This is a genomic window from Mycobacterium sp. PTI7 (genome assembly GCF_056679845.1).
This window is the reverse complement of sequence record NZ_CM155252.1, coordinates 1,182,267-1,202,294: the sequence shown is the minus strand read 5'-3', so window position 1 is coordinate 1,202,294 and position 20,028 is coordinate 1,182,267. Positions and strand designations below refer to the sequence as shown.

Here is a 20,028-nt window from a genome sequence, read left to right as displayed (position 1 = left end):
GTCGTCTCCGGGGTCGGGTGGTGACGGTCCCGCGTCCGTCCGCTGCGGGAGGGTCGAGGCCTGGGTTTCCGCGCGGCCGATACGGGGCAAGATCACTCCCATGCCCACGTTGCTGTGGTTCCGCAGGGACCTGCGTCTGCACGACCTGCCCGCGGCGCTCGACGCCGCCAAGGCCGACGGCGCCGACGGCGACGTCCTCGCCTGCTTCGTCCTCGACCCCCGACTGCACCAGTCCTCCGGTGCGCGCCGCCTGCGCTACCTGTACGACGCGCTGAGCGACCTGCGGGCCGGCCTCGACGGCCGCCTGCTGATCACCACCGGCCGCCCCGAGGAGCGCATCCCCGACCTGGCGAAGCGGGTCGGGGCGACGTCGGTGCACGTGTCGGAGGACTTCACCCCGTTCGGCGTCCGCCGCGACACGGCGGTGCGCGAGGCACTCGCCGGGATCGGCGACGGCGTGCCACTCGAGGCGTCCGGCTCGCCCTACCTGGTGTCACCCGGGCGCGTCACCAAGGACGACGGGACCCCCTACAAGGTGTTCAGCCCGTTCTTCACCGCGTGGCAGCAGCACGGCTGGCGGGGCCCGGCGAAGACCGGCCCGAAGACGGCATCGTGGATCGATCCGTCGTCGGTGACGGGCGTGACCAACGAGGACGTGCCGCAGATCGACGCCGAGATCGACATCGCGGCCGGCGAGACCGCGGCACGCAAGGCGTGGAAGAAGTTCATCGCCGAACGCGTCGCCGACTACGCCGACGACCGCAACCGTCCCGACATCGACGGCATCAGCCGCATGTCGGCGCACCTCAAGTTCGGCGCCATCCACCCGCGCACCATGGCCGCCGACCTCGGCACCGGGCAGGGCGCCCAGGCCTATCTGCGCGAGTTGGCGTTCCGCGACTTCTACGCCACCGTGCTGCACGAGTGGCCGCACAGCGTGTGGTGGAACTGGAACCGGTCCTTCGACGCGATCGAGGTCGACGAGGGCCCGGAGGCGGAGAAGCGCTTCGAGGCGTGGAAGGCGGGCAAGACCGGCTTCCCGATCGTCGACGCCGGGATGCGGCAGCTGTCCGAGAGCGGCTTCATGCACAACCGGGTCCGGATGATCACGGCGTCGTTCCTGGTGAAGGACCTGCACCTGCCGTGGCAGTGGGGCGCCCGCTGGTTCCTCGACCAGCTCGTCGACGGGGACATGGCCAACAATCAGCACGGCTGGCAGTGGACGGCGGGATGCGGCACCGACGCATCGCCGTTCTTCCGGGTGTTCAACCCGACCACCCAGGGCGACAAGTTCGACCCCGAGGGCGCCTACGTGCGGCAGTGGGTGCCCGAGCACGGCACCGACGACTACCCCGAGCCGATCGTCGACCACAAGGCCGAACGCGTGGAGGCGCTGCGCCGCTACGAACAGATCCGCTGACCCCCGAACCCATCTGCTACGACGGACCGTCGTATGTCAGAATTGGCGACAACACCCACCATGAGGAGCAACCGTGGCGAACACCGAGGTCGAGCGACACAACGGCGTCGACATCGAGGACGTGCCCTCGGCCGACTGGGGCTGGTCCAAGGAGAACCCGCGGATCCAGCAGATCGCCGGCATCGTCGTCGGCCTGTTCCTGCTCGCGATGCTGCACGGCAACCACACCGGCAAGGTGGAGGACATCTTCCTGGTCTTCTTCGCCGTCGTCGTGTTCGGCGTCGTGGCCCGCTACCAGTGGCTGCGCAAGCGCGGCATCTCCCGCTAGCCCACCCGGTCGTCAGACCGCGGGCAGCACCGCGTCGAGCGGTGTCAGGCCGCCCGTCATGCCCGCCACCTCCCGCAGTTCGGCGAACGCCCGGAGCATCGCGTCGGTGACCTCGTGCGGGTCGTCGGTCGTCAGGTCGTCGGTGAGCACCGAGACGTTCAACTGGTCGACGTAACTCCACACCGTGACGTTCATGCCGCTGCCCAGGACCAGCGGGCCGACGGAGTAGATCTCGGTGATCGTGGCTCCCTCGATAGAGCCCCGTTCCCGCGGTCCGGGCACGTTGGACACGGTGAGGTTCATGATCGTGCTCGACTCCATCCGCCTGGACTGCCAGCGGAAGGCGCCCGGCGCCACCGACGGCGGCAGGAAGTTCATCCACGACGGCAGCAGGCTGGGGCCGAGCAGTTGGTGGTTCTCCTTGGCGATCCGGGTGGCGGTGGACGTCAGCCGGACCCGCTGCATCGGATCGGCGACGTGGACGGCCAGTGACGGCGTCATGTAGCTGAACTCGTTGCCCACCAGGCGGTCCGGGTTGCCGTAGCTGACCGGGACGCCGGCGATCAACGGCGCGTCGGCGCTCCCGTCGTAGCGCAGCAGCAGTTCCCGCAGCGCACCGGCGACGGCGGCGAGCACCACGTCGTTGATGGTGACGCCGAGCGCCTTCGCGATGCCCTTGACGTCGCTCAGCGCCACGGGGACCGTCGCGAATCGACGCACCGGCGACACCACGTGGTTCAGGAACGACGGTGGCGGCGCGAAGTTCGACGCGAGTTCGGGGTGCCTGCCGCGCTCCCGGGCCCGCCGCCGTACCCGCGCGACGCCCAGGCCGGTCTCGGCGAGCAGCCCCGGCAGGCGGGTGAGCTGGCGGGCGTGGTCGCGGCCCGCGGCCCTCATCAGGCCCGCCCAGGTGCGGTCGGCGTCGGTGGTGTGGATCGGCGGGGTGTTCAGCTCGGGCGGATGCGGCTGGATGGCCCACGCCATCTGGTTGGACGACGCGACGCCGTCGGCGAGGACGTGGTGCACCTTGTGGATGATCGCGATCCGGTCGTCGGCCAGGCCCTCGGCGACGTACATCTCCCAGAGCGGCCTGGTGCGGTCCAGCGGGGTGCTCGCGATCTCGCCGATCAGTTCGTCGAGTTCGCGCCTGCCGCCCGGTGCCGCCACCCTCGCGCTGCGCAGGTGGTAGTCGAAGTCGATGTCGGCGTTCTCGACCCACATCGGGTGGTGCAGCCGGAAGGGGATGTCGACGAGTTGGTAGCGCAGCGGTGTGAGCGCGTGCAGGCGTTCCTCGGCGATGCGGCGGAACGCCTCGAGGCTGAACCCGCCGGCCATCCCGGACACGTCGATGATGCCGATCTTGAGCGTGTGCATGTGGATCTCGGGCGCCTCGCTGTACAGCAGCAGGGCATCCACACCGTTGAGCCGCCGCACCCGATCTCCCGCCGTCGCCGTCGCCGCCGGTGTCTGTGTACCTCATTTCCCCCGCCTTTTCCGGCGAGCGTGCGGGTCTGCGGGCGACACGCCGGTCGGAAGCACGACTTTGCGCACCGTCACCGGCGACGTCGCGCACGCTCAGCCCGCTGCGATGACCTCGCGGCCGAACTGGTCGATCGCCTCGAGGGCGTGGGCGAGGCCGTCGCCGGGCACCGGCACCTGCAGCCACGTGACGCCGAGCGCCGCCAGCTCCTCGACACCGGCCAGGTAGGCGGCGGCGTCGAAGCCGTCGGTACCGGGCGTCCCGCCGAGCGCGTTGGCGAACGTGACGTCAAGGCCGCCGGGGTCGCGGCCGAGCGCCTCGCACCGGCGGCGCAGGTCGTCGACGGCCGCGCCGAGGTCCGCGAGCGTCTCCATCGGCGCGGTGCGGGCGGTCCGCGCCAGGACCGCAGGCGCCGGGAAGGGACACCACCCCGCGCCGAACCGGGCGGCGCGGCGGCGTGCGGCCGCGGTGTTGCCGCCGATCCAGATGGGCGGATGCGGATCGGACACCGGTCGCGGGTGGGCGGTGATGCCGCGGGCGGTGACGTGGCGGCCCTCGACGGTCACGTCGTCGCCGGTCCAGACGGCGCGGATCACCTCCAGCGCCTCCTCGAAGACGGCACCCCGATCGTCGAAGTCGACACCGAGCGCGGCGAATTCGCCCCTGAGGTATCCGACTCCGACGGCGAGGGTGAACCGGCCACCCGACAGCACGTCGAGTGTGGCGCCGGCCTTCGCGACGAGGAAGGGGTTGCGGTACGGCAGCACGACGACGTTCGGGATGAGACGCAGCGTCGTGGTGTGCGCCGCCGCGAAACCCATGGCCACGAACGGATCCAGCGCGTCGTGTCCGCCCGACTCGAGCCAGCGCCGGGTCGGCGCGGGATGGTCGGTGAACCCGAATCCGCCGAAGCCGGCGCGCTCGGCCGCGGTCGCCACCGCGGCGACGCCCGCTCCGGTGACGAGTCCCGGATCGTAGGGGTGCCCGTGCAGGGGGTGGGTGACGGTGTACCGCATCGGCCGGTGCGCTGCCTTCCCGAGACGTCCCCGTCGCGCGTCGCGCGGATGGCACCGCCGTTTGACAGTGACATCGGCGAGCGTGACACTTGGGGCGTGTTTTGTAAAGTAATGCACCCGATCGGCACCCCGTGAACCCCATTCGGCTCGGCGGCGGATTCCGCTTCGGCGAGGGCCCACGCTGGTTCGAGGGCATGCTCTGGTTCTCCGACGTCCTGGGCGAGGCCGTCCACACCGTGGACCTCACCGGCGCCATGACGACGCTGCCGCTGCCCGGGCGGGCACCGTCCGGCCTCGGCTTCCGACCCGACGGCACCCTCCTCATCGTCTCGACGCGGGACCGTCAGGTGCTGCGCTACGACGGCGACGACGTCACGCTCGTCGCCGACCTCTCCGGACTGGTGCCCGCCGACCTCGGCGACATGGTGATCGACGAGCGGGGGCGGGCCTACGTGGGCTCGCAGGCCCGCGCGGGCGGCGTGCTCGTCCGCATCGACCCCGACGACACCGCCACCGTGGTCGCCGACCGGCTCGACCTGCCGAACGGGATGGCCATCACCCCGGACGGCGCCACGCTCGTCGTGGCGGAGTCCACCGGCAGGCGCCTGACCGCGTTCAGCATCGACGACGACGGCGCGCTCTCGGACCGGCGGGTGTTCGCCGACGGCCTCGACGGTCCGCCGGACGGTCTCACCGTCGACAGCGAGGGCGGCCTGTGGGTGGCCATGACGGTGGCCCAGCGGTTCGACCGCATCGTCGACGCAGGCGGCGGCCGGCACGAGGTCACCGACCGCATCGACGTCGCGGGTCGCACGGCGATCGCCTGCACGCTCGGCGGACCGGAGGGCCGGACGCTGTTCCTGCTGTCGTGCGTCGACGCCCGCCCCGAGCGGCTGGCCGCCTCGAGGGACTCCCGCGTCGACGCGCTGCTGGTCGACGTGCCCGCGGCCGGCGTCCTCCACCATCACCACCACTGAGCGTGCCGGTGCGCCCGACCGGCGACGAGGTCGACGCCTCGACCCGTGACCGCATCCTCGCGGCCACCGCCGTGGTCGTGGGCCGCAGCGGCACCAGCAGGTTGAGCCTGTCGGAGGTGGCGTCGCAGGCGGGCGTGTCGCGGCCGACGCTGTACCGCTGGTTCCGTTCCAAGCCCGACCTGCTCGACGCGTTCATCGTGTGGGAGCAGCAGTTCTACGCGCGGGCGATCAGCAGCGCCTGCGCCGGACTACCGCCCGAGGAGCACCTCGACGCGGCGCTGCGCACCATCGTGTCCCATCAGCAGTCCTATCCGGGGCTGCGGATGGTCGACGTCGAACCCGCGCACGTGATGGCCCGCGTCGCGGGCGTCGTCCCGCTGATGCGCCAGTGGCTCGAACGGCTGATCCCCGGCCCCGACGCCGCCGCCGCGGCCGCGACCGTCACCCGCGTGGCGATGGCGCACTACCTGGTGCCCAGCGACGACGGCGACCAGTTCCTGGCGCAGCTGCGCCACGCCGCGGGGGTCAGGCCGCCGCGGCGCTGACTCAGCTCCGTTCGCGGCGGCGTGCGAGTTCGGCGTGGATCTCGTCGGTGTGCTGGCCGAGAGTCGGTGCCCCCGAACGTGGTTCCCACGGGGTGCCGTGGAAGTCCACGGGCGTCGCGACCATCGGCTGGCTGCCGCCGTCCTCGTCGGGGACGTAGACGATGCCGCCCGCGGCGTGGAACTGCTCGTCGGCCAGCACGTCGTCGAGCGAGTTCACCGGGGACCAGAAGAAGTCGGGCTCACCGGCGAACACCTCGGCCCACTCGTCGAGCGGCCGGGTGGCGAAGACGGCGTCGAGTTCGGCGATGAGGTCGACCGCGTTGGCGGCGCGCGCCCTGGCCGTGGCGTACCGCTCGTCGTCGAGCCAGTCGGTCCGCCCCACCGCGCGGCACAGCGCGGGCCAGTGCCGGTCGCCCTGCAGCCCCACGATCCAGAACCGCCGCCCGTCGGCGGTGGCGTAGTTGTTCATGCACGGGTTGCCCATCGTCTCGCGCCGGCCGATCGCGATCTGCTGACCGGTCAGCAGCAGCGTGTTGAGGTCGAAGCTCACCGTGTACGCGCCCTGGCGGTACAGCGACGTGGTGACGAGCTGTCCCTCCCCCGTCCGCTGCCGGGCGACGAGTGCGGCGCAGATGGCCGCCGCGAGCGTCATGCCCGCCGAGTGGTCGCCCATGCCGCCGCGCTGGAACGGCGGCACGTCGCCGGGCCGGGTCAGCAGGTCGGCGATCCCGGAGCGAGCCCAGAAGGCGGCGACGTCGTAGGCCGCGCGGTCGGCGTCGGGCCCCTCGGCGCCGTATCCGGTGATCAGCCCGTAGACCAGTCGCGGATTGCGCTCGGCGAGCGTGCCGAAGTCGAGGCCGAGGCGCGCCAGTGCGCCGGGACGCACGTTGGTGACGAAGACGTCGGCGTCGGCCAGCAACTCCATCGCGACCTGGCGGCCGTCGTCGCTGCCGAGGTCGGCGACGATGCTCCGCTTGGACCGGTTGTCCATCTCGAACGGCGGGTTGACGCCGGACTCGATCTGCAGCATCCGGCCGAACGTGCGGGCGGGATCGCCCTGCGGCGGTTCGATCTTGACGACGTCGGCACCCCAGTCGGCGAGGATGCCGCCTGCCGCGGGCGCTGCCACCCACACGCCGAGTTCGACGACCGTGATGCCGTCGAGCGGTCCGGTCACGTCTGCTCCCCTCCGGTTCGGGATCACACCGTTCGGCCACCGTCGTGACCTCGGGATACCTTACGATCAGCAGTGCGTCCGTAAACGTCCCGACGCTGAAAGCGAGTGCGCAGATGACCGCCGAGCGGGCCACCCCTGACTTCGGTGACGACACGTCGACGCGCCGGCGCATCCTGTCTGCCACCACCGAGGTGCTCGCCCGCAGCGGGCAGACCAAGCTGAGCCTGTCCGACGTCGCCATGCAGGCCGGGGTGTCCCGGCCGACGCTGTACCGCTGGTTCGCGTCGAAGGAGGAACTGCTCGACGCGTTCGGCGCCTACGAGCAGCACGTGTTCGACTCCGGCCTCAGCACGGTCACGGCCGGACTGCGCGGTAACGAGAAGCTCGACGCCGCGCTGCGCTTCATCGTGGAGTTCCAGCACTCGTACTCCGGCGTGCGGGTCATCGACATCGAACCCGAGGTCGTGATCGCCCAGTTGACGCGCGTGATCCCGGTGATGCGAACCCGCCTCGAGAAGCTGCTGCAGGGCCCCAATCGCAGCGTGAAGGCGGCGACGGCCACCCGGGTCGCCGTGTCGCACTACATCGTTCGCGCCGACGACGACGACGAGTTCCTGGCCCAGCTCAGGCATGCGGTCGGGATCAAGGCCCCCGCCCGAGACTGACGGGCTCGCCGAAAGCCCTGACACTTCGTCGTCGATTTGTAAAGCTACCGGCATGACGACAGTGCAGAGTGAATCCGGGATCCTGGCCGGCGAGCAGCGCATGCTCATCGACGGGGAGCTGCAGCACACCGGCAGCGGCGCGACGTTCGACGTCATCCACCCCGCCAGCGAACAGGTCGCGGGCCAGGCCACCGACGGCACCGTCGAGGACATGTCGCGGGCCGTCGCAGCTGCGCGGCGGGCGTTCGACGAGACCGACTGGTCGCGCGACCTCGACTTCCGCCATCACTGCCTCACCCAGTTGCACGACGCGTTCGAGCGCAACAGGGAACGACTGCGCCGCATCCTGATCACCGAGGTCGGGTGTCCGGTGACCGTGAGCGGCTCGCAGATCGAGAGTCCCATCGAGGAGGTCACGCACTGGGCCGAGCACGGCCGGGCGTTCGAGTACCTCGTCGACACCGGCGTGCACCCCACCCAGATGGGCCCCGCGCGGCGCAAGATCCACTACGAGGCGATCGGCGTCGTCGGCGCGATCACGCCGTGGAACGTGCCGTTCTACCTCAACGTCGCCGAGACGGTGCCCGCGCTGATGGCGGGCAACACGGTGGTGCTCAAGCCCGCTCAGCTCACGCCGTGGTCGGGCAGCGAGTACGGCCGGATCGTCGCCGAGGAGACCGACATTCCCGCCGGCGTCTTCAACGTCGTGGTGTCCAACGCCAACGAGGTGGGCGCGGCCCTGGCGGGCGATCCGCGGGTCGACATGATCACGTTCACCGGTTCCACGGCGACCGGCCGGGCCATCCTGGCCGCGGGTGCGCCCACGGTGAAGAAGACGCTGCTGGAGCTGGGCGGCAAGTCGGCGCACATCGTGCTCGACGACGCCGACTTCGGCTCCGCGCTGCCGATGGCCGCGATGATGGCGTGCGTGATGTCGGGCCAATCCTGCATCCTGCCCAGCCGAATCCTGTTGCCGCGCAGCAGGTACGACGAGGGCATCGAGATGCTGAAGAACGGCATGGAGAACTTCCCGTACGGGGACCCGTGGGATCCGGGCAACATGCAGGGCCCGCAGATCAGCGACGGGCAGCGGCGGAAGGTGTTGGGACTCATCGCCTCGGGCATCGAGTCCGGCGCGCGACTCGTCACCGGCGGCGGCATCCCCGAGCACCTGCCGGTCGGGTACTACGTGCAGCCCACCCTGCTCGCCGACGTCGATCCGGATTCGCGGGTGGCGCAGGAGGAGATCTTCGGTCCCGTGCTCACCGTCACGCCGTACGACACCGACGACGAGGCCGTCGCCATCGCGAACAACTCGATCTACGGCCTGTCCGGCGAGGTGTCCGGCGGCGACGTCGACCGCGCGTTCGCCGTGGCCACCCGCATGCGCACCGGCAACGTCACCATCAACGGCAAGAGCCACTTCGGCATCACCAGCCCGTTCGGCGGCACCAAGCAGAGCGGCCTGGGCCGGCGCAACGGCGACGAGGGCTACCGGGAGTACCTGGAGGGCAAGACCATCGGCATGCCGGAGTGAACGGCGTAGCGGATGCGGACCGGGCCCAGATCGCCGCGCTGCTCTACCGCTATGCGCGCGCCGTCGACACCAAGGACTGGGACCTCTACCGGTCGGTGTTCACGGCCGACGCCCACATCGACTACTCCTCGGCGGGCGCCGCGGTGGGAACCCTCGACGAGGTGGTCGACTGGATGGCGGGCAACGTGGGGCTGCTGCCATGGAGCATGCACTACGTCACCAACGTCGAGATAGTGGACGCCGACGGTGACACGGCGACTGTCAGGGCGATGTTCTTCAACCCCATGCAGCTGCCCGGCATGGCCGAGACGTCGTCGTGCGGCGGGTATTACCACCACGAGATGGTGCGGACGTCGGACGGCTGGCGCAGCCGGCGGCTTCGCGAGGAGAACGTCTGGTTCGTCAACCGGCCGGGCCGCTGAGTGCGCGAGATTGAAGCAGCCGTCACGAAGTGCGAGTGGCGAGCACGGTGGCGTCAATCTCGCGGACGCGAGCCCTAGCCCTCCGCGGCGAGTTGCCCACAGGCGGCGGCGATCTCGCGGCCGCGGGTGTCGCGCACCGTGCACGACACGCCTCGCTCGCGGACCCGCCTGACGAACTCGCGCTCCTGGGGCTTGGGGCTGGCGTCCCACTCGCTGCCCGGGGTGGGGTTCAGCGGGATCAGGTTGACGTGCGCGAGCGGTCCGAGCGCGGCGCGCAGCTTCTTGCCCAGCATGTCGGCCCGCCACGACTGGTCGTTGACGTCGCGGATCAGCGCGTACTCGATGGACACGCGGCGTCCGGTGACGTCGGCGTAGTACTTCGCGGCGTCGAGCGCCTCGCCGACCTTCCACCGGTTGTTCACCGGCACCAGCGTGTCGCGCAGTTCGTCGTCGGGCGCGTGCAGCGACAGCGCCAGCGTGACGCCCAGCTGCTCGTCGGCCAGCTTGCGGATGGCGGGCGCGAGTCCCACGGTCGACACGGTCACCGAGCGGGCGGAGATGCCGAACCCGTACGGCGCGGGTGCGATGATGCGCTTGACGGCCGCCAGCACGCGGTTGTAGTTGGCCAGCGGCTCGCCCATCCCCATGAACACGATGTTCGACAGGCGGCCGTCGTGTTCGTCGCGCATGGTGGCCGCGGCGGCGCGCACCTGCTCGAGGATTTCGGCCGTCGACAGGTTGCGCGTCAGCCCGGCCTGCCCCGTCGCGCAGAACGGACAGGCCATGCCGCAGCCCGCCTGCGAGGAGATGCACAGCGTGCTGCGCTGCGGGTAGCGCATCAGCACCGACTCCAGCGTGGTGCCGTCACCCGCCCGCCACAACGTCTTTCGCGTCTCGCCCGCGTCGCACTGGATGGCGCGTACCACGGACAGCAGTTCCGGGAACAGCGCGTCGGCGACCTGCGTGCGCACGGCGGCGGGTAGGTCGGTCATCTGCTGGGGGTCGGCGATGAGCCGGCCGAAGTACTGGTTCGACAGCTGCTTGGCGCGGAACGCCGGCAGCCCGAGGTCGGTGACGGCGGCGGTGTGGCCGTCGGCGTCGAGGTCGGCGAAGTGCCGCGGGGGCATCCCCCGGCGCGGTGCTTCGAAGACGAGGTCCTGTGTCATGTCACTTCCAGTATCAGCGTTGCTCGGTCATGACGTCACGCACCGCGCGCTCCACGGTGGCGAGTACGTCGGGGTCGACGCCGGCGCGCCCGCGGACGAACACCGAGGCGCGGTTGGTCGGGGGCAGGCCCTCGGCGAGGCAGAGGCCGTCGGGCAGCCTGCCGATCATCGGCAGGAGTGCGACGCCCAGCCCGGAACGCACGGCGGCGAACAGTCCGGACAGGTCCGAACTCTCCGCGGCGATGCGATAGGGCACGGTGAGGCGGTCGAGCGCGGCGAAGGTCGGCTCCCGCAACGTGCACGGCTCCGAGAACATCACCACGGGCAGCGGTTCGGCGGCGGGCGCCGAGAACGTGCGCCCGGAGATCCACTTCAGCGCCACCATCCCCGAGGCGTTCGCGGGATCGAGGCCGGAGCCGTCGAGCATGACCGCGAGATCGATGACGCCGTGTTCGATCGCGTCGGCGAGCATGACGTTGCGGTCGAGCCGGAACCGCAGTCGCCAGTCGCCGAGCCGTTCGCCGAGCGTTGCGGTGAGTCCGGGCAGCAGGACGTCGGCACCGTGTTCGGTGGCGCCGATCAGGAGCACCCGCTCTTCGGCCGCGCCGAGGTCGGCGAGCGCCGCGTCGTGCGCGGCGAGGATGGTCCGGGCGTGGGTCAGCACGCGGTGGCCGAGTTCGGTGAACGCGACGCCGCGCCCGGAGCGCTCGACGACGGGGCCGCCGACGACGGCCTCGACCCGGCGGACGTGCTGACTGACGGCTGACTGCGTGACGTGCAGGACCGCCGCGGCGCGGTGAAATCCGCCACAGTCGGCGACCGCGACGACACTGCGCAGCGGCGCGATGTCCAGCACCTGACTCATGCCGCCAAACTACTCCGATCAGTAGAAACGATCAAAGATCCGGCACGTCACGGGTGATCCAGCGCACCTTCCCACGAATCGATCAGAAATCCCGATCGTTCACGATCACCGTTATTCGTTGGACTGCCCACCGCACCGGCGCGGACGATGGCTCGGTGACCCCCACCCGAATGCCGCTGCGGACCGCCGCGGTCGTGACCGTGTTCTACGCGCTGGGCTATCCCATCGGGAACATCGCCGTGCACGCGATGTCGCCGATGGCGGTGCTGGTGTTCCGCTTCGGCCTGGCGGGCCTGATCCTCGGCGCGTGGGCCGTGATCGCCAAGGTCGGGCTGCCGCGGGGCCGGAAGCTCGGGCACGTGGCCGTCACGGGACTCCTGATGCAGGCGGTGCAGTTCTGTGCGCTGTACTTCGCGATCGAACACGGCGCGCCGGCGGTGCTGTGCGCCGTGCTGATCGCCATGAATCCGGTCGCGACCGCACTGCTCGCCGCGGCGTTCCTGCGAGACCGACTGACCCGTGGCCGCATCGTCGCCCTGCTGCTCGGGGTGGCGGCGGTGCTCGCGGCGTCGGCGAGCCGACTGATCGAGGAGGGCGGTCTCGACCCGGCGGTGCTGCTCCTGCTCGTCGCGCTGCTGGGTCTCGCGGCCGGCGGGGTGTACCAGCAGCGGTTCTGCGCCGACGTCGACTTCCGCGCCTCGACCGCGATCCAGAACCTCGTCGCGTTCGTGCCGGCATCGATCCTGGCGCTGACCACCCCGTTCGAGGTGCACGACGTGCACCGGGCGGCATTCGCGGTGGCCGGTGTGGTGCTGCTGAACGCGGTGCTGGGCGTGTCGCTCTACGTGCGGGCCATCAACCTGCACGGGGCGTCGGCGGTGGCCATGCTGTTCTGCGTGATCCCGGCGGTGGCGGGCGTCATGTCGTACGTCATGCTCGGCGAGCGCGTCGACGTGGGCGTCGGGGTGGGACTGGTGCTGGGCGCGCTGGCGTGCTGGCTGAACGCGCGCTCGGGGTCAGGCGAGAAGCGTGAGGACGATCCACGTCGCGACGGCCGAGGGAAGCACGGAGTCGAGCCGGTCCATCAGCCCGCCGTGACCGGGTAGCAGCGTCCCCATGTCCTTGATGCCCAGGTCGCGCTTCACCTGGGATTCGATGAGGTCGCCGAGCGTGCCGGTGATGACGAGCATGATGCCGAGCGGGATGCCGACCCACGCCGGCTTGTCGAGCAGGTAGGTCACGGCGAGCACCGACGCGGCGGTGCCGAAGATCAGCGATCCCGCGAAGCCCTCCCACGACTTCTTGGGGCTGATCGCAGGCACCATCGGGTGCTTGCCGAACAGGACGCCCGCGGCGTAGCCGCCGATGTCGGAGAAGACGACGCCCAGCATCAGGCAGAGCACGCGCCAGCGGCCGTCCTCGGGGTAGACGAGCAGCACCCCGAACGCGCCGAACAGCGGTATCCAGGCGGCCAGGAAGATCGTGGCGGTGAGGTCGCGCAGGTAGTTTTCCGGAGCCGGGGGGCCGGCGACATCAGATTCAGCCGCGGTCTTCAGCCCGCCGGACAGCAGCCGCCAGATCATGCACACCACCACGGTGCCGCCGAAGGCGCCGAGCGCACCCTCCTCGCCGAACGGCCAGGTCAGCCAGACGATGGCCTGTCCCCCGACGATCAGCGGGACGAGCGGGATCGAGTAGCCGGCCTCGCGGAGGCGGCGCACCACCTCGAAGGTGCCGACGGCCATCGCGATCGCGACGACGGGCACCCAGCCCAGCGGCGCCCACACCAGGATCGCGATGACGCCGAAGCCGAGGAACGACCCCACCGCCACGGCGGCGGGGAGGTCGCGGCCGGCGCGCCCGGACTTCTTCGGGGGCGCCGGGGGCGGCACGTCGTCGGACGCGCCGTCGGCGGGAACGGTGTCGGTGGCCACGGTCGGTCGCTGCAGGTCGGCGGCGCGCCTAGACCTCCAGCAGCTCGCCTTCTTTGTGCTTGACCAGGTCGTCGACCTGGGCGGTGTAGGTGGCCGTGCTCTTGTCGAGTTCCTTCTCGGCGCGGCTGACCTCGTCCTCGCCGGCCTCGCCGTCCTTCTTGATGCGGGCCAGCTCCTCCATCGCCTTGCGACGGATGTTGCGCACCGTCACCTTGGCGTCCTCACCCTTGCCCTTGGCCTGCTTGACGAGGTCGCGGCGACGCTCCTCGGTGAGCTGCGGGATGGAGATGCGGATGACGTTGCCGTCGTTGCCGGGGTTCACGCCGAGGTCGGAGTTGCGGATCGCGTCCTCGATGGCGCGCAGCTGGTTGGCCTCGTACGGCTTGATGACGACGAGGCGGGCCTCCGGCACGTTGATGCTGGACAGCTGGGTGATCGGGGTGAGCGAGCCGTAGTACTCGATCTTGATGCGGTTGAACATGCCGGGGTTGGCACGGCCGGTGCGGATGGCGGACAGATCGTCGCGCGCCACCGACACGGCCTTCTCCATCTTCTCCTCGGCCTCGAAGAGGGTCTCGTCGATCACAGTGTGTTCTCCCGCCGTCGCTCGCGCACTTCAGCTCCCGTCGCTCGTGTCACCCCGTCGTCCGAGACGACGTCAGGTGGTGACCAGTGTTCCGATCTTCTCACCCGCGACCGCACGCGCGATGTTTCCGTCCACGAGCAGGTTGAACACCAGGATCGGCATCCGGTTGTCCATGCAGAGGCTGAACGCCGTGGAATCGGCGACCTGCAGCCCACGATCGATGACCTCGCGGTGCGTGATCGCGGTCAGGAGCTGGGCGTCCGGATCGGTGCGGGGATCGGCGGTGAAGACGCCGTCGACGGCCTTGGCCATCAGGACCACGTCGGCGCCGATCTCCAGTGCCCGCTGCGCGGCGGTCGTGTCGGTCGAGAAGTACGGCAGGCCCATGCCCGCGCCGAAGATGACGACGCGGCCCTTCTCGAGGTGCCTGCGGGCTCGACCGGGGATGTAGGGCTCGGCGACCTGGCCCATGGTGATGGCGGTCTGCACGCGGGTGTCGATGCCCTCCTTCTGCAGGAAGTCCTGCAGGGCGAGGCTGTTCATCACGGTGCCGAGCATGCCCATGTAGTCGGAGCGGCTGCGTTCCATGCCGCGCTGCTGCAACTGCGCGCCGCGGAAGAAGTTGCCGCCGCCGATGACCACCGCCACCTGCACGCCGGTGCGCACCACCTCGGCGATCTGCCGGGCGACGAGGGCGACGACGTCGGGGTCGAGCCCCACCTGGCCGCCGCCGAACATCTCCCCGCCGAGCTTGAGCAGCACGCGGGAGTAACCGGATTCGTCGGCCCGGTCGGTTGTCGGGACCGTCTCCGTCATCTGACTCCTTCGGGTCCGCGCCACGTTGCCCACCAGGGCTGCCATCCGCGGCATTCCCCGCGCGACGGCGACCTCAATCCTGCCAAACGGCTGGGCCCCGGGCGCGCAGGGGTCGCGGCGCGTCACTTCTCCGGCGAGCGTGCGGGTCTGCGGGCGACACGCCGGGCGCAGACCCGACCATCCGCACCGTCACTCGTGGTGTGCGGAGAGCAGCGAGACCGCGACCGTCACCGAACGCCTCACGAACCGGCCGGCTACGTCGTCTGATGGAGGTGCCGCGTCCGCGGTGCACAGTCGACGCACGGGAGTGATGACCATGGCGAGAACCTCGTTGAACACGGCGGTGCCCACCGCGTACGAGACGCTGCTGACGATGAACCAGCAGACCGAGGACGCCGCACTGGCCGCCGGCGTGGAACCGCTGACCGTCGAACTGGTCCGCATCCGGACATCGCAGATCAACGGCTGCGGGTTCTGCCTGCGCATGCACGTCCGCGACGCGGTCGCCAAGGGTGAGACCACCGACCGCATCGCCGTCCTCACCGCATGGCGGGACACGCAGTACTTCTCCCCCGCCGAGCGCGCCGCGCTCGGCATCGCCGAGGAGATCGCCCACATCGGTTCCCGCGCCGCGGCGCACGACGACGACGAGTCACTGACCGCCGCGCAGGCCGCGGCGGTGCGGTGGGTCGCGATCGTCATCAACGCGTTCAACCGCGTCGCGATCTCAAGCCACTACACCGTCAAGCCCTGACCCTCAGGACTCCCGGGCCCGCTCGGCCACCGGATGGCCGCCGCCGCGTCCGTGGCACGCCTTGGGCGGTGACGGCGGCAGGTCCAGCGCCGGGTTGCCGTCGAAGAAGCCCACCGGCTTCAGGTGGAAACCCGTGTAGGCACAGGGCATCACGGGCCAGTCCTCGGGCCGGACGACGTGGTGCGCGCCCAGGGTGTACCAGAGCACGACGTCGGTGTCCTCGAGCGGCGCGTCGTCGGCGACGAACTCGGGCAGGCCCTGCGCATCGGCCGACTGGTACATGTAGTCGCCGGAGGCGAACTTCTCCGCCTCGTCGTACTTGGTCACCCACAGGTTGTGCTGCACGAACCGGGCCCGGTCGTAGATGTAGGAGCCCTCCTGCACCATCACCGGGACGATCTCCTTGGGCACCAGCTTGTACGCCACCGGGCTGCCCAGCTCGTTCTTCTTCGTCGGGTTGGCGACCTTCCAGTAGCGTCCGGTCTTCCACTCCCAGTCCCGTGCGCCCTCGGCCTCCGACGCCACCAGCGTGTCGCGCGTGATCCACGCGTTGTGGTGCGGGTTGAGTTCCGGGTCCGGCTCGGGGATCGAATCCACCTCGTAGACACTGTTTCCCGGGCCGTCGACGTTCATGTCGAGCCGGAAGTTGAAGAAGTGCTGATGGTTCGGTCCGTAGATGCCGGGGGCCACCATCTTGCCCCACCGCGGCTCCTCGCCCTCGGCGATCGCACCGGTGGTGAGCACTCCGGACAGCTTCACCTCGACCTCGATCGAGGCGTCGTTGTAGAAGTACCAGAAGAACCCGTACTCGTAGTTGCCCACCGTGCAGATCATCGACACCACCAGCCGGCGCGACCGGCGCACCTCGACCTCCTCGGTGCGGAAGTCGGTGTGCTTCCAGGAGATCCCGAAGTCCTCCTCGTGCATGCAGATGGCGTTGGGGATGGTGACGGCGTTCCCGCTGGAGTCGTTGACCGTGCCGTCGAAGTAGTGGATCTCCCCCAGGCAGTCGCAGCCCAGGGTGAGCGGGTTCGCGGAGAACCCCATCCCCACCTCGCCCATGTCGAACACGTTCTTGTTCCAGTGCGTGGGTGAGGTGTCGCCGTAGGGGACCACCATCTCCGACAGCGATCCGCGGTACAGGATCGGCCGAGTCTCGCCGCGATCGGTGTAGGTGACCTCGTGCAGGGTGATGCCCTCGCGCGGATTGAAGCCGATCCGCAGGGACCACTTCTGCCACTGGACGTTCCAGCCGTCGACGGTGAAGCTCGGGCCGTCGGGCTGGGTGATCTCGATCGGCTTCACGTCAGAGCGGAACTCGGTGAACGCGGGCCGGTTGTCGGGGTGGAACATGAACTGCTCGGAGTAGTTGCCCGCCGTCGGGGGCAGCGGCACCACACCGTGGTCCTCGATGTCGATGACCGCCATCTGGTCGAGGTCGAAGGTGACGATCAATCCCTCCACCGGACGGGCATAGCCGTGCTCGGACGGTGCGGCACGCATGAACGTCAGGGGCCGGCACACCAGTGGCGAGTTGTCGTGGTGGTCCTGCGCGCCGTAGTACCCGGCGGGCCAGGGATCGATCATCGCGAGGTCGAAGTCGGTGACACCGCGCTTGCGCATCGCCTCCTGCCAGCGCGGATCCTCCCGCACCTTCTCCTCCACGCCCGTCATGTGCTCGACGAGGTAGGACGGGAACCGGCCGGGAATCGTCTTCCACGAGTCGATCACGCGGGCGCCGAGGTCCACCACCGCCTCGTAGATCGACTTGGCGTCGGCGTCGTACATCGAGGCGAACGCACACCGCGGCACGTCGACTCCGGCGTAGGTGAGATCCGCGTTCTTCGCCGGCTCGGCGAGGTGGATCATCACGAACTTCAGCGTCGGCGTGGCGTACTCGGACGCCATGATCACCGCTGCGGCCGCCTCGATCTCGGCGCCGTCCAGGGGGTCCAGTGGGTACCGCGACGAGTTCGCGCCGGTGGTACCGAGAACCGTGTCTTCCATCGTCATCGTGCTACACCGCTTCCGTGTCGGACTTCGCGTCCTTGCTGAGATCGAAGACCGCCAGATGTGCCAGCGAGTCCTCTTGGCTTACCTTGTGCGCGGACCGGCGACCGAAGACGTAGACCACCAGGCCGAGCGCGAACATGCCCAGGCTGATGCTGCCCACCCACGTCATCCAGGTGGCCTGCGGGACGTCGATCCACGGGGTGACGAACGAGTAGTAGATGCCGCCGACCGTGCCGATGGACCCGACGACGACGACCAGCCACACGCCGACCATGCCGCCGGGGATCCGCCAGAACGTCTCCGCGGCATAGCGATCGGCGTACTTCTTGCGGGCCACCACCACGGGGATCAGGAAGAAGAAGCCGGACAGCAGCCAGACCGTGCTCAGCCCGCCCTGCAGGTAGATGGTGACGTTCGCCATGCTGCTCTGCGAGTACAGCCCCACCAGGATCAGCGACGAGATGACGCCCTGGATCAGGATGGCCGACACCGGGTTGCGGGTCCGCGGGTTGAGGTGGGTGAAGATGCGCGGCAGGTGGCGCTCCAGCCCGGACACGAAGATGAGCCGCGAGTACGCCACCTGGTAGGTCATCAGCGCGACGATGATGATGCCGGCCAGAACGACGGCGGCGACCTCCATCAGGCCGGGGAAGCCCGCCACGTCCAGCATGCCGATGATGCCGGTCACCGGATCGATCTCGTCGGTGGGCAGGGCCATCATCGTGCCGAGCGTGGTCAGCAGGTAGATCGCCACCAGCGCCACCGAACCCCACAGGATCATCCGCGGGCCGCTGCGGCGCACCGAGAGGAATTCCGCCCCCATGTTGTAGGGCGTCTCCACGCCCAGCAGGTACAGCAGCACGGTGCCGTAGAGGAAGCCGGCGACCGCGAAGTTGGGGATGGTCGCCTCGGCCCAGCTGAACGGCGTGGCCGAGCCGTTCTCGACGGCGAACAGCAGACCGCAGACGAAGATCGTCAGCGTCAGCACGCCGTAGACGACGAACACGACGTTCATGATCTTCTGGTTGGCAGCGAGTTTCGCCAGCGCCAGGCCGATCACCGTCCACAGGATGACCAGCTGCAGGATGATGCTGGTGGTCAGTCCCAGTTCGGTGTGGAAGGCCAGCAGCAGGAACTGCAGGACGACGGCCGGTGAGGATGCGGCGTTGAGGATCACCGGCACCCACGACAGGTAGCCGCCGATGAAGCCCCAGGTCTCGCCCATCGTGCGGTACGCCCAGATGTACACCCCGCCCTGGCCGGGCCACAGGTTACCGAGTTCGACGACGGCCATGCCGGCCGGCACCAGGAACGTGAGGATGCCGAGCACCCACATGGGGATCGCGGTCCAGCCGCCGGCGGCCATGATCGACGATCCGGTGACCCAGCAGATGATGAACACGTAGGCGGCCGTGAGCCCGAAGGTGCTCATGACCTTGGGCAGGATCTGTTCGGGGACCAGCTCGGTGGTCATCAGCTTGTCGCGGTCCGGTGGTGGCGTGGCGGGCGGTGTCGCCTCGATGTTCTGTGTCATGCGTTCTCTTTCAAGAGGGATCGACGAAGGGGGGACGTGCTGGTCAGGTGACGATCTGTCCGTCCTTCATGCGGACGACACGGGTCGCTTCGTCGGCCACCGTGGGATCGTGGGTGCTGGCGACGACCGTGACGCCGAGCGTGGAACACAGGTCGCGAAGCATGCGCACCACCGTCTCGCCGGTGCGGTGGTCGAGGTTGGCGGTCGGTTCGTCGGCCAGCACGAGGGTCGGGTTGCTGATCAGCGACCGCGCGATCGCGGTGCGCTGCTGCTCGCCGCCCGACATCTTCGTCGGTTGATGGTTGATCCGGTGGCCGAGGCCCACCAGCTCGAGCAGTTCGGTGGCGCGCGTGCGCAACGCCTTGCGGTCGTACGGCTCGAACATCAGTGGCAGCTCGACGTTCTCGACCGCGGACAGGAACGGGATCAGGTTGTAGCTCTGGAAGATGAATCCGATGGTGTCGTGCCGAAGCGCCGCGAACTGGCTCTCCGACAGTTGCGCGGTGTCGCGGCCGCCGACCTTCACCACGCCCTTGGTGGGACGGTCGAGTCCGCCGATGATGTTGAGCAGCGTCGACTTCCCGCTGCCGCTGGGCCCCATCAGACAGACGAATTCGCCAGGCATGACGGTCAATTCGGCGGCCACCAGAGCCTTGACGACCTCGTCGCCCAGCTTGTGCAGTTTCCAGACGTCGGAGACCTCGATGACGGGGGCCGCGCCGGGATCCGCCTCGAAGGCCGGTGCCGGAGCGGCGACGTCGGTGATCTCGCCTGCGTCGTCGATGGTGGTCAT

20 protein-coding genes are annotated in these 20,028 nt (G+C 69.6%); 9 read left to right on the top strand and 11 right to left on the bottom strand.

What is annotated here, in order from left to right; translation table 11 throughout:
- Positions 1 to 100 precede the first annotated feature (100 nt).
- Together AC1MEY_RS05825 and AC1MEY_RS05820 are read left to right on the top strand one after the other, a co-directional pair.
- Positions 101 to 1,420, top strand: coding sequence for a cryptochrome/photolyase family protein (locus tag AC1MEY_RS05825; RefSeq protein WP_480229759.1), 1,320 nt, complete (start codon positions 101 to 103; stop codon positions 1,418 to 1,420).
- A gap of 73 nt (positions 1,421 to 1,493) precedes the next feature.
- A complete protein-coding gene (locus tag AC1MEY_RS05820) occupies positions 1,494 to 1,748 on the top strand; it encodes a DUF2631 domain-containing protein (RefSeq protein ID WP_480229758.1) in 255 nt (84 codons plus the stop codon).
- 12 nt (positions 1,749 to 1,760) lie between these two features.
- On the opposite strand, the gene AC1MEY_RS05815 is transcribed toward AC1MEY_RS05820, so the two are convergent.
- Positions 1,761 to 3,182 carry a WS/DGAT/MGAT family O-acyltransferase gene (locus AC1MEY_RS05815; RefSeq protein ID WP_480229757.1) on the bottom strand — a complete coding sequence of 474 codons (1,422 nt, stop codon included), beginning with the start codon at positions 3,180 to 3,182 and terminating at the stop codon, positions 1,761 to 1,763.
- A gap of 141 nt (positions 3,183 to 3,323) precedes the next feature.
- Positions 3,324 to 4,244, bottom strand: coding sequence for an LLM class F420-dependent oxidoreductase (locus tag AC1MEY_RS05810; RefSeq protein WP_480229756.1), 921 nt, complete (start codon positions 4,242 to 4,244; stop codon positions 3,324 to 3,326).
- Positions 4,245 to 4,375: 131 nt separating this feature from the next.
- On the opposite strand from AC1MEY_RS05810, the gene AC1MEY_RS05805 reads away from it, so the two are divergent.
- Positions 4,376 to 5,221: an SMP-30/gluconolactonase/LRE family protein gene (locus tag AC1MEY_RS05805; protein ID WP_480229755.1), complete on the top strand. Its 846-nt coding sequence runs from the start codon at positions 4,376 to 4,378 to the stop codon at positions 5,219 to 5,221.
- A 2-nt stretch (positions 5,222 to 5,223) separates the two neighbouring features.
- On the top strand, positions 5,224 to 5,766 hold the full coding sequence (locus tag AC1MEY_RS05800; RefSeq protein WP_480229754.1) for a TetR/AcrR family transcriptional regulator: 543 nt from the start codon (positions 5,224 to 5,226) through the stop codon (positions 5,764 to 5,766).
- A gap of 1 nt (position 5,767) precedes the next feature.
- Here AC1MEY_RS05800 and AC1MEY_RS05795 read toward each other — a convergent pair whose 3' ends face one another.
- Complete coding sequence (locus tag AC1MEY_RS05795) at positions 5,768 to 6,943, bottom strand: CaiB/BaiF CoA transferase family protein (protein ID WP_480229753.1); 1,176 nt, start codon at positions 6,941 to 6,943, stop codon at positions 5,768 to 5,770.
- 113 nt (positions 6,944 to 7,056) lie between these two features.
- On the opposite strand from AC1MEY_RS05795, the gene AC1MEY_RS05790 reads away from it, so the two are divergent.
- From AC1MEY_RS05790 to AC1MEY_RS05780, 3 genes are read left to right on the top strand one after another with little or no spacing between them, the layout of a single operon-like run.
- A complete protein-coding gene (locus tag AC1MEY_RS05790; protein ID WP_480229752.1) occupies positions 7,057 to 7,608 on the top strand; it encodes a TetR/AcrR family transcriptional regulator in 552 nt (183 codons plus the stop codon).
- A 52-nt stretch (positions 7,609 to 7,660) separates the two neighbouring features.
- A complete protein-coding gene (locus tag AC1MEY_RS05785) occupies positions 7,661 to 9,145 on the top strand; it encodes an aldehyde dehydrogenase family protein (protein ID WP_480229751.1) in 1,485 nt (494 codons plus the stop codon).
- Complete coding sequence (locus tag AC1MEY_RS05780) at positions 9,142 to 9,567, top strand: nuclear transport factor 2 family protein (RefSeq protein ID WP_480229750.1); 426 nt, start codon at positions 9,142 to 9,144, stop codon at positions 9,565 to 9,567. The genes AC1MEY_RS05785 and AC1MEY_RS05780 overlap by 4 nt, the downstream gene beginning before the upstream one ends.
- Positions 9,568 to 9,641: 74 nt before the next feature.
- On the opposite strand, the gene rlmN is transcribed toward AC1MEY_RS05780, so the two are convergent.
- Positions 9,642 to 10,733, bottom strand: a complete 1,092-nt coding sequence (gene rlmN, locus AC1MEY_RS05775) for a dual-specificity RNA methyltransferase RlmN (RefSeq protein WP_480229749.1) — start codon at positions 10,731 to 10,733, stop codon at positions 9,642 to 9,644.
- Between the two features lie 13 nt (positions 10,734 to 10,746).
- Positions 10,747 to 11,598: a LysR family transcriptional regulator gene (locus AC1MEY_RS05770; RefSeq protein WP_480229748.1), complete on the bottom strand. Its 852-nt coding sequence runs from the start codon at positions 11,596 to 11,598 to the stop codon at positions 10,747 to 10,749.
- Between the two features lie 170 nt (positions 11,599 to 11,768).
- On the opposite strand from AC1MEY_RS05770, the gene AC1MEY_RS05765 reads away from it, so the two are divergent.
- Positions 11,769 to 12,704, top strand: coding sequence for a DMT family transporter (locus AC1MEY_RS05765; protein WP_480231317.1), 936 nt, complete (start codon positions 11,769 to 11,771; stop codon positions 12,702 to 12,704).
- Here the strand turns inward: AC1MEY_RS05765 and AC1MEY_RS05760 are convergent.
- From AC1MEY_RS05760 to pyrH, 3 genes are all read right to left on the bottom strand, one after another.
- Positions 12,615 to 13,532 carry a phosphatidate cytidylyltransferase gene (locus AC1MEY_RS05760; RefSeq protein WP_480229747.1) on the bottom strand — a complete coding sequence of 306 codons (918 nt, stop codon included), beginning with the start codon at positions 13,530 to 13,532 and terminating at the stop codon, positions 12,615 to 12,617. The two genes, AC1MEY_RS05765 and AC1MEY_RS05760, sit on opposite strands and share 90 nt — an antisense overlap.
- A 28-nt stretch (positions 13,533 to 13,560) precedes the next feature.
- Positions 13,561 to 14,118, bottom strand: coding sequence for a ribosome recycling factor (gene frr / locus AC1MEY_RS05755; protein WP_480229746.1), 558 nt, complete (start codon positions 14,116 to 14,118; stop codon positions 13,561 to 13,563).
- Positions 14,119 to 14,190: 72 nt separating this feature from the next.
- Positions 14,191 to 14,934 (bottom strand): UMP kinase, encoded by a 744-nt coding sequence (gene pyrH, locus AC1MEY_RS05750; protein WP_480229745.1) that lies wholly within the window; start codon positions 14,932 to 14,934, stop codon positions 14,191 to 14,193.
- Between the two features lie 316 nt (positions 14,935 to 15,250).
- Between pyrH and AC1MEY_RS05745 the strand changes: the two genes are divergently transcribed.
- On the top strand, positions 15,251 to 15,688 hold the full coding sequence (locus tag AC1MEY_RS05745; RefSeq protein WP_480229744.1) for a carboxymuconolactone decarboxylase family protein: 438 nt from the start codon (positions 15,251 to 15,253) through the stop codon (positions 15,686 to 15,688).
- A 3-nt stretch (positions 15,689 to 15,691) separates the two neighbouring features.
- Here the strand turns inward: AC1MEY_RS05745 and AC1MEY_RS05740 are convergent, their stop codons facing one another.
- Genes AC1MEY_RS05740 through AC1MEY_RS05730 form a run of 3 tightly spaced genes read right to left on the bottom strand, consistent with a single transcriptional unit; the run spans position 15,692 to position 20,028 of the window.
- Entirely contained in the window at positions 15,692 to 17,701 is a 2,010-nt protein-coding gene (locus tag AC1MEY_RS05740) for a primary-amine oxidase (protein ID WP_480229743.1), read from the bottom strand.
- Positions 17,702 to 17,705: 4 nt separating this feature from the next.
- Complete coding sequence (locus AC1MEY_RS05735; RefSeq protein ID WP_480229742.1) at positions 17,706 to 19,235, bottom strand: APC family permease; 1,530 nt, start codon at positions 19,233 to 19,235, stop codon at positions 17,706 to 17,708.
- A 43-nt stretch (positions 19,236 to 19,278) separates the two neighbouring features.
- Complete coding sequence (locus AC1MEY_RS05730; protein WP_480229741.1) at positions 19,279 to 20,028, bottom strand: ABC transporter ATP-binding protein; 750 nt, start codon at positions 20,026 to 20,028, stop codon at positions 19,279 to 19,281.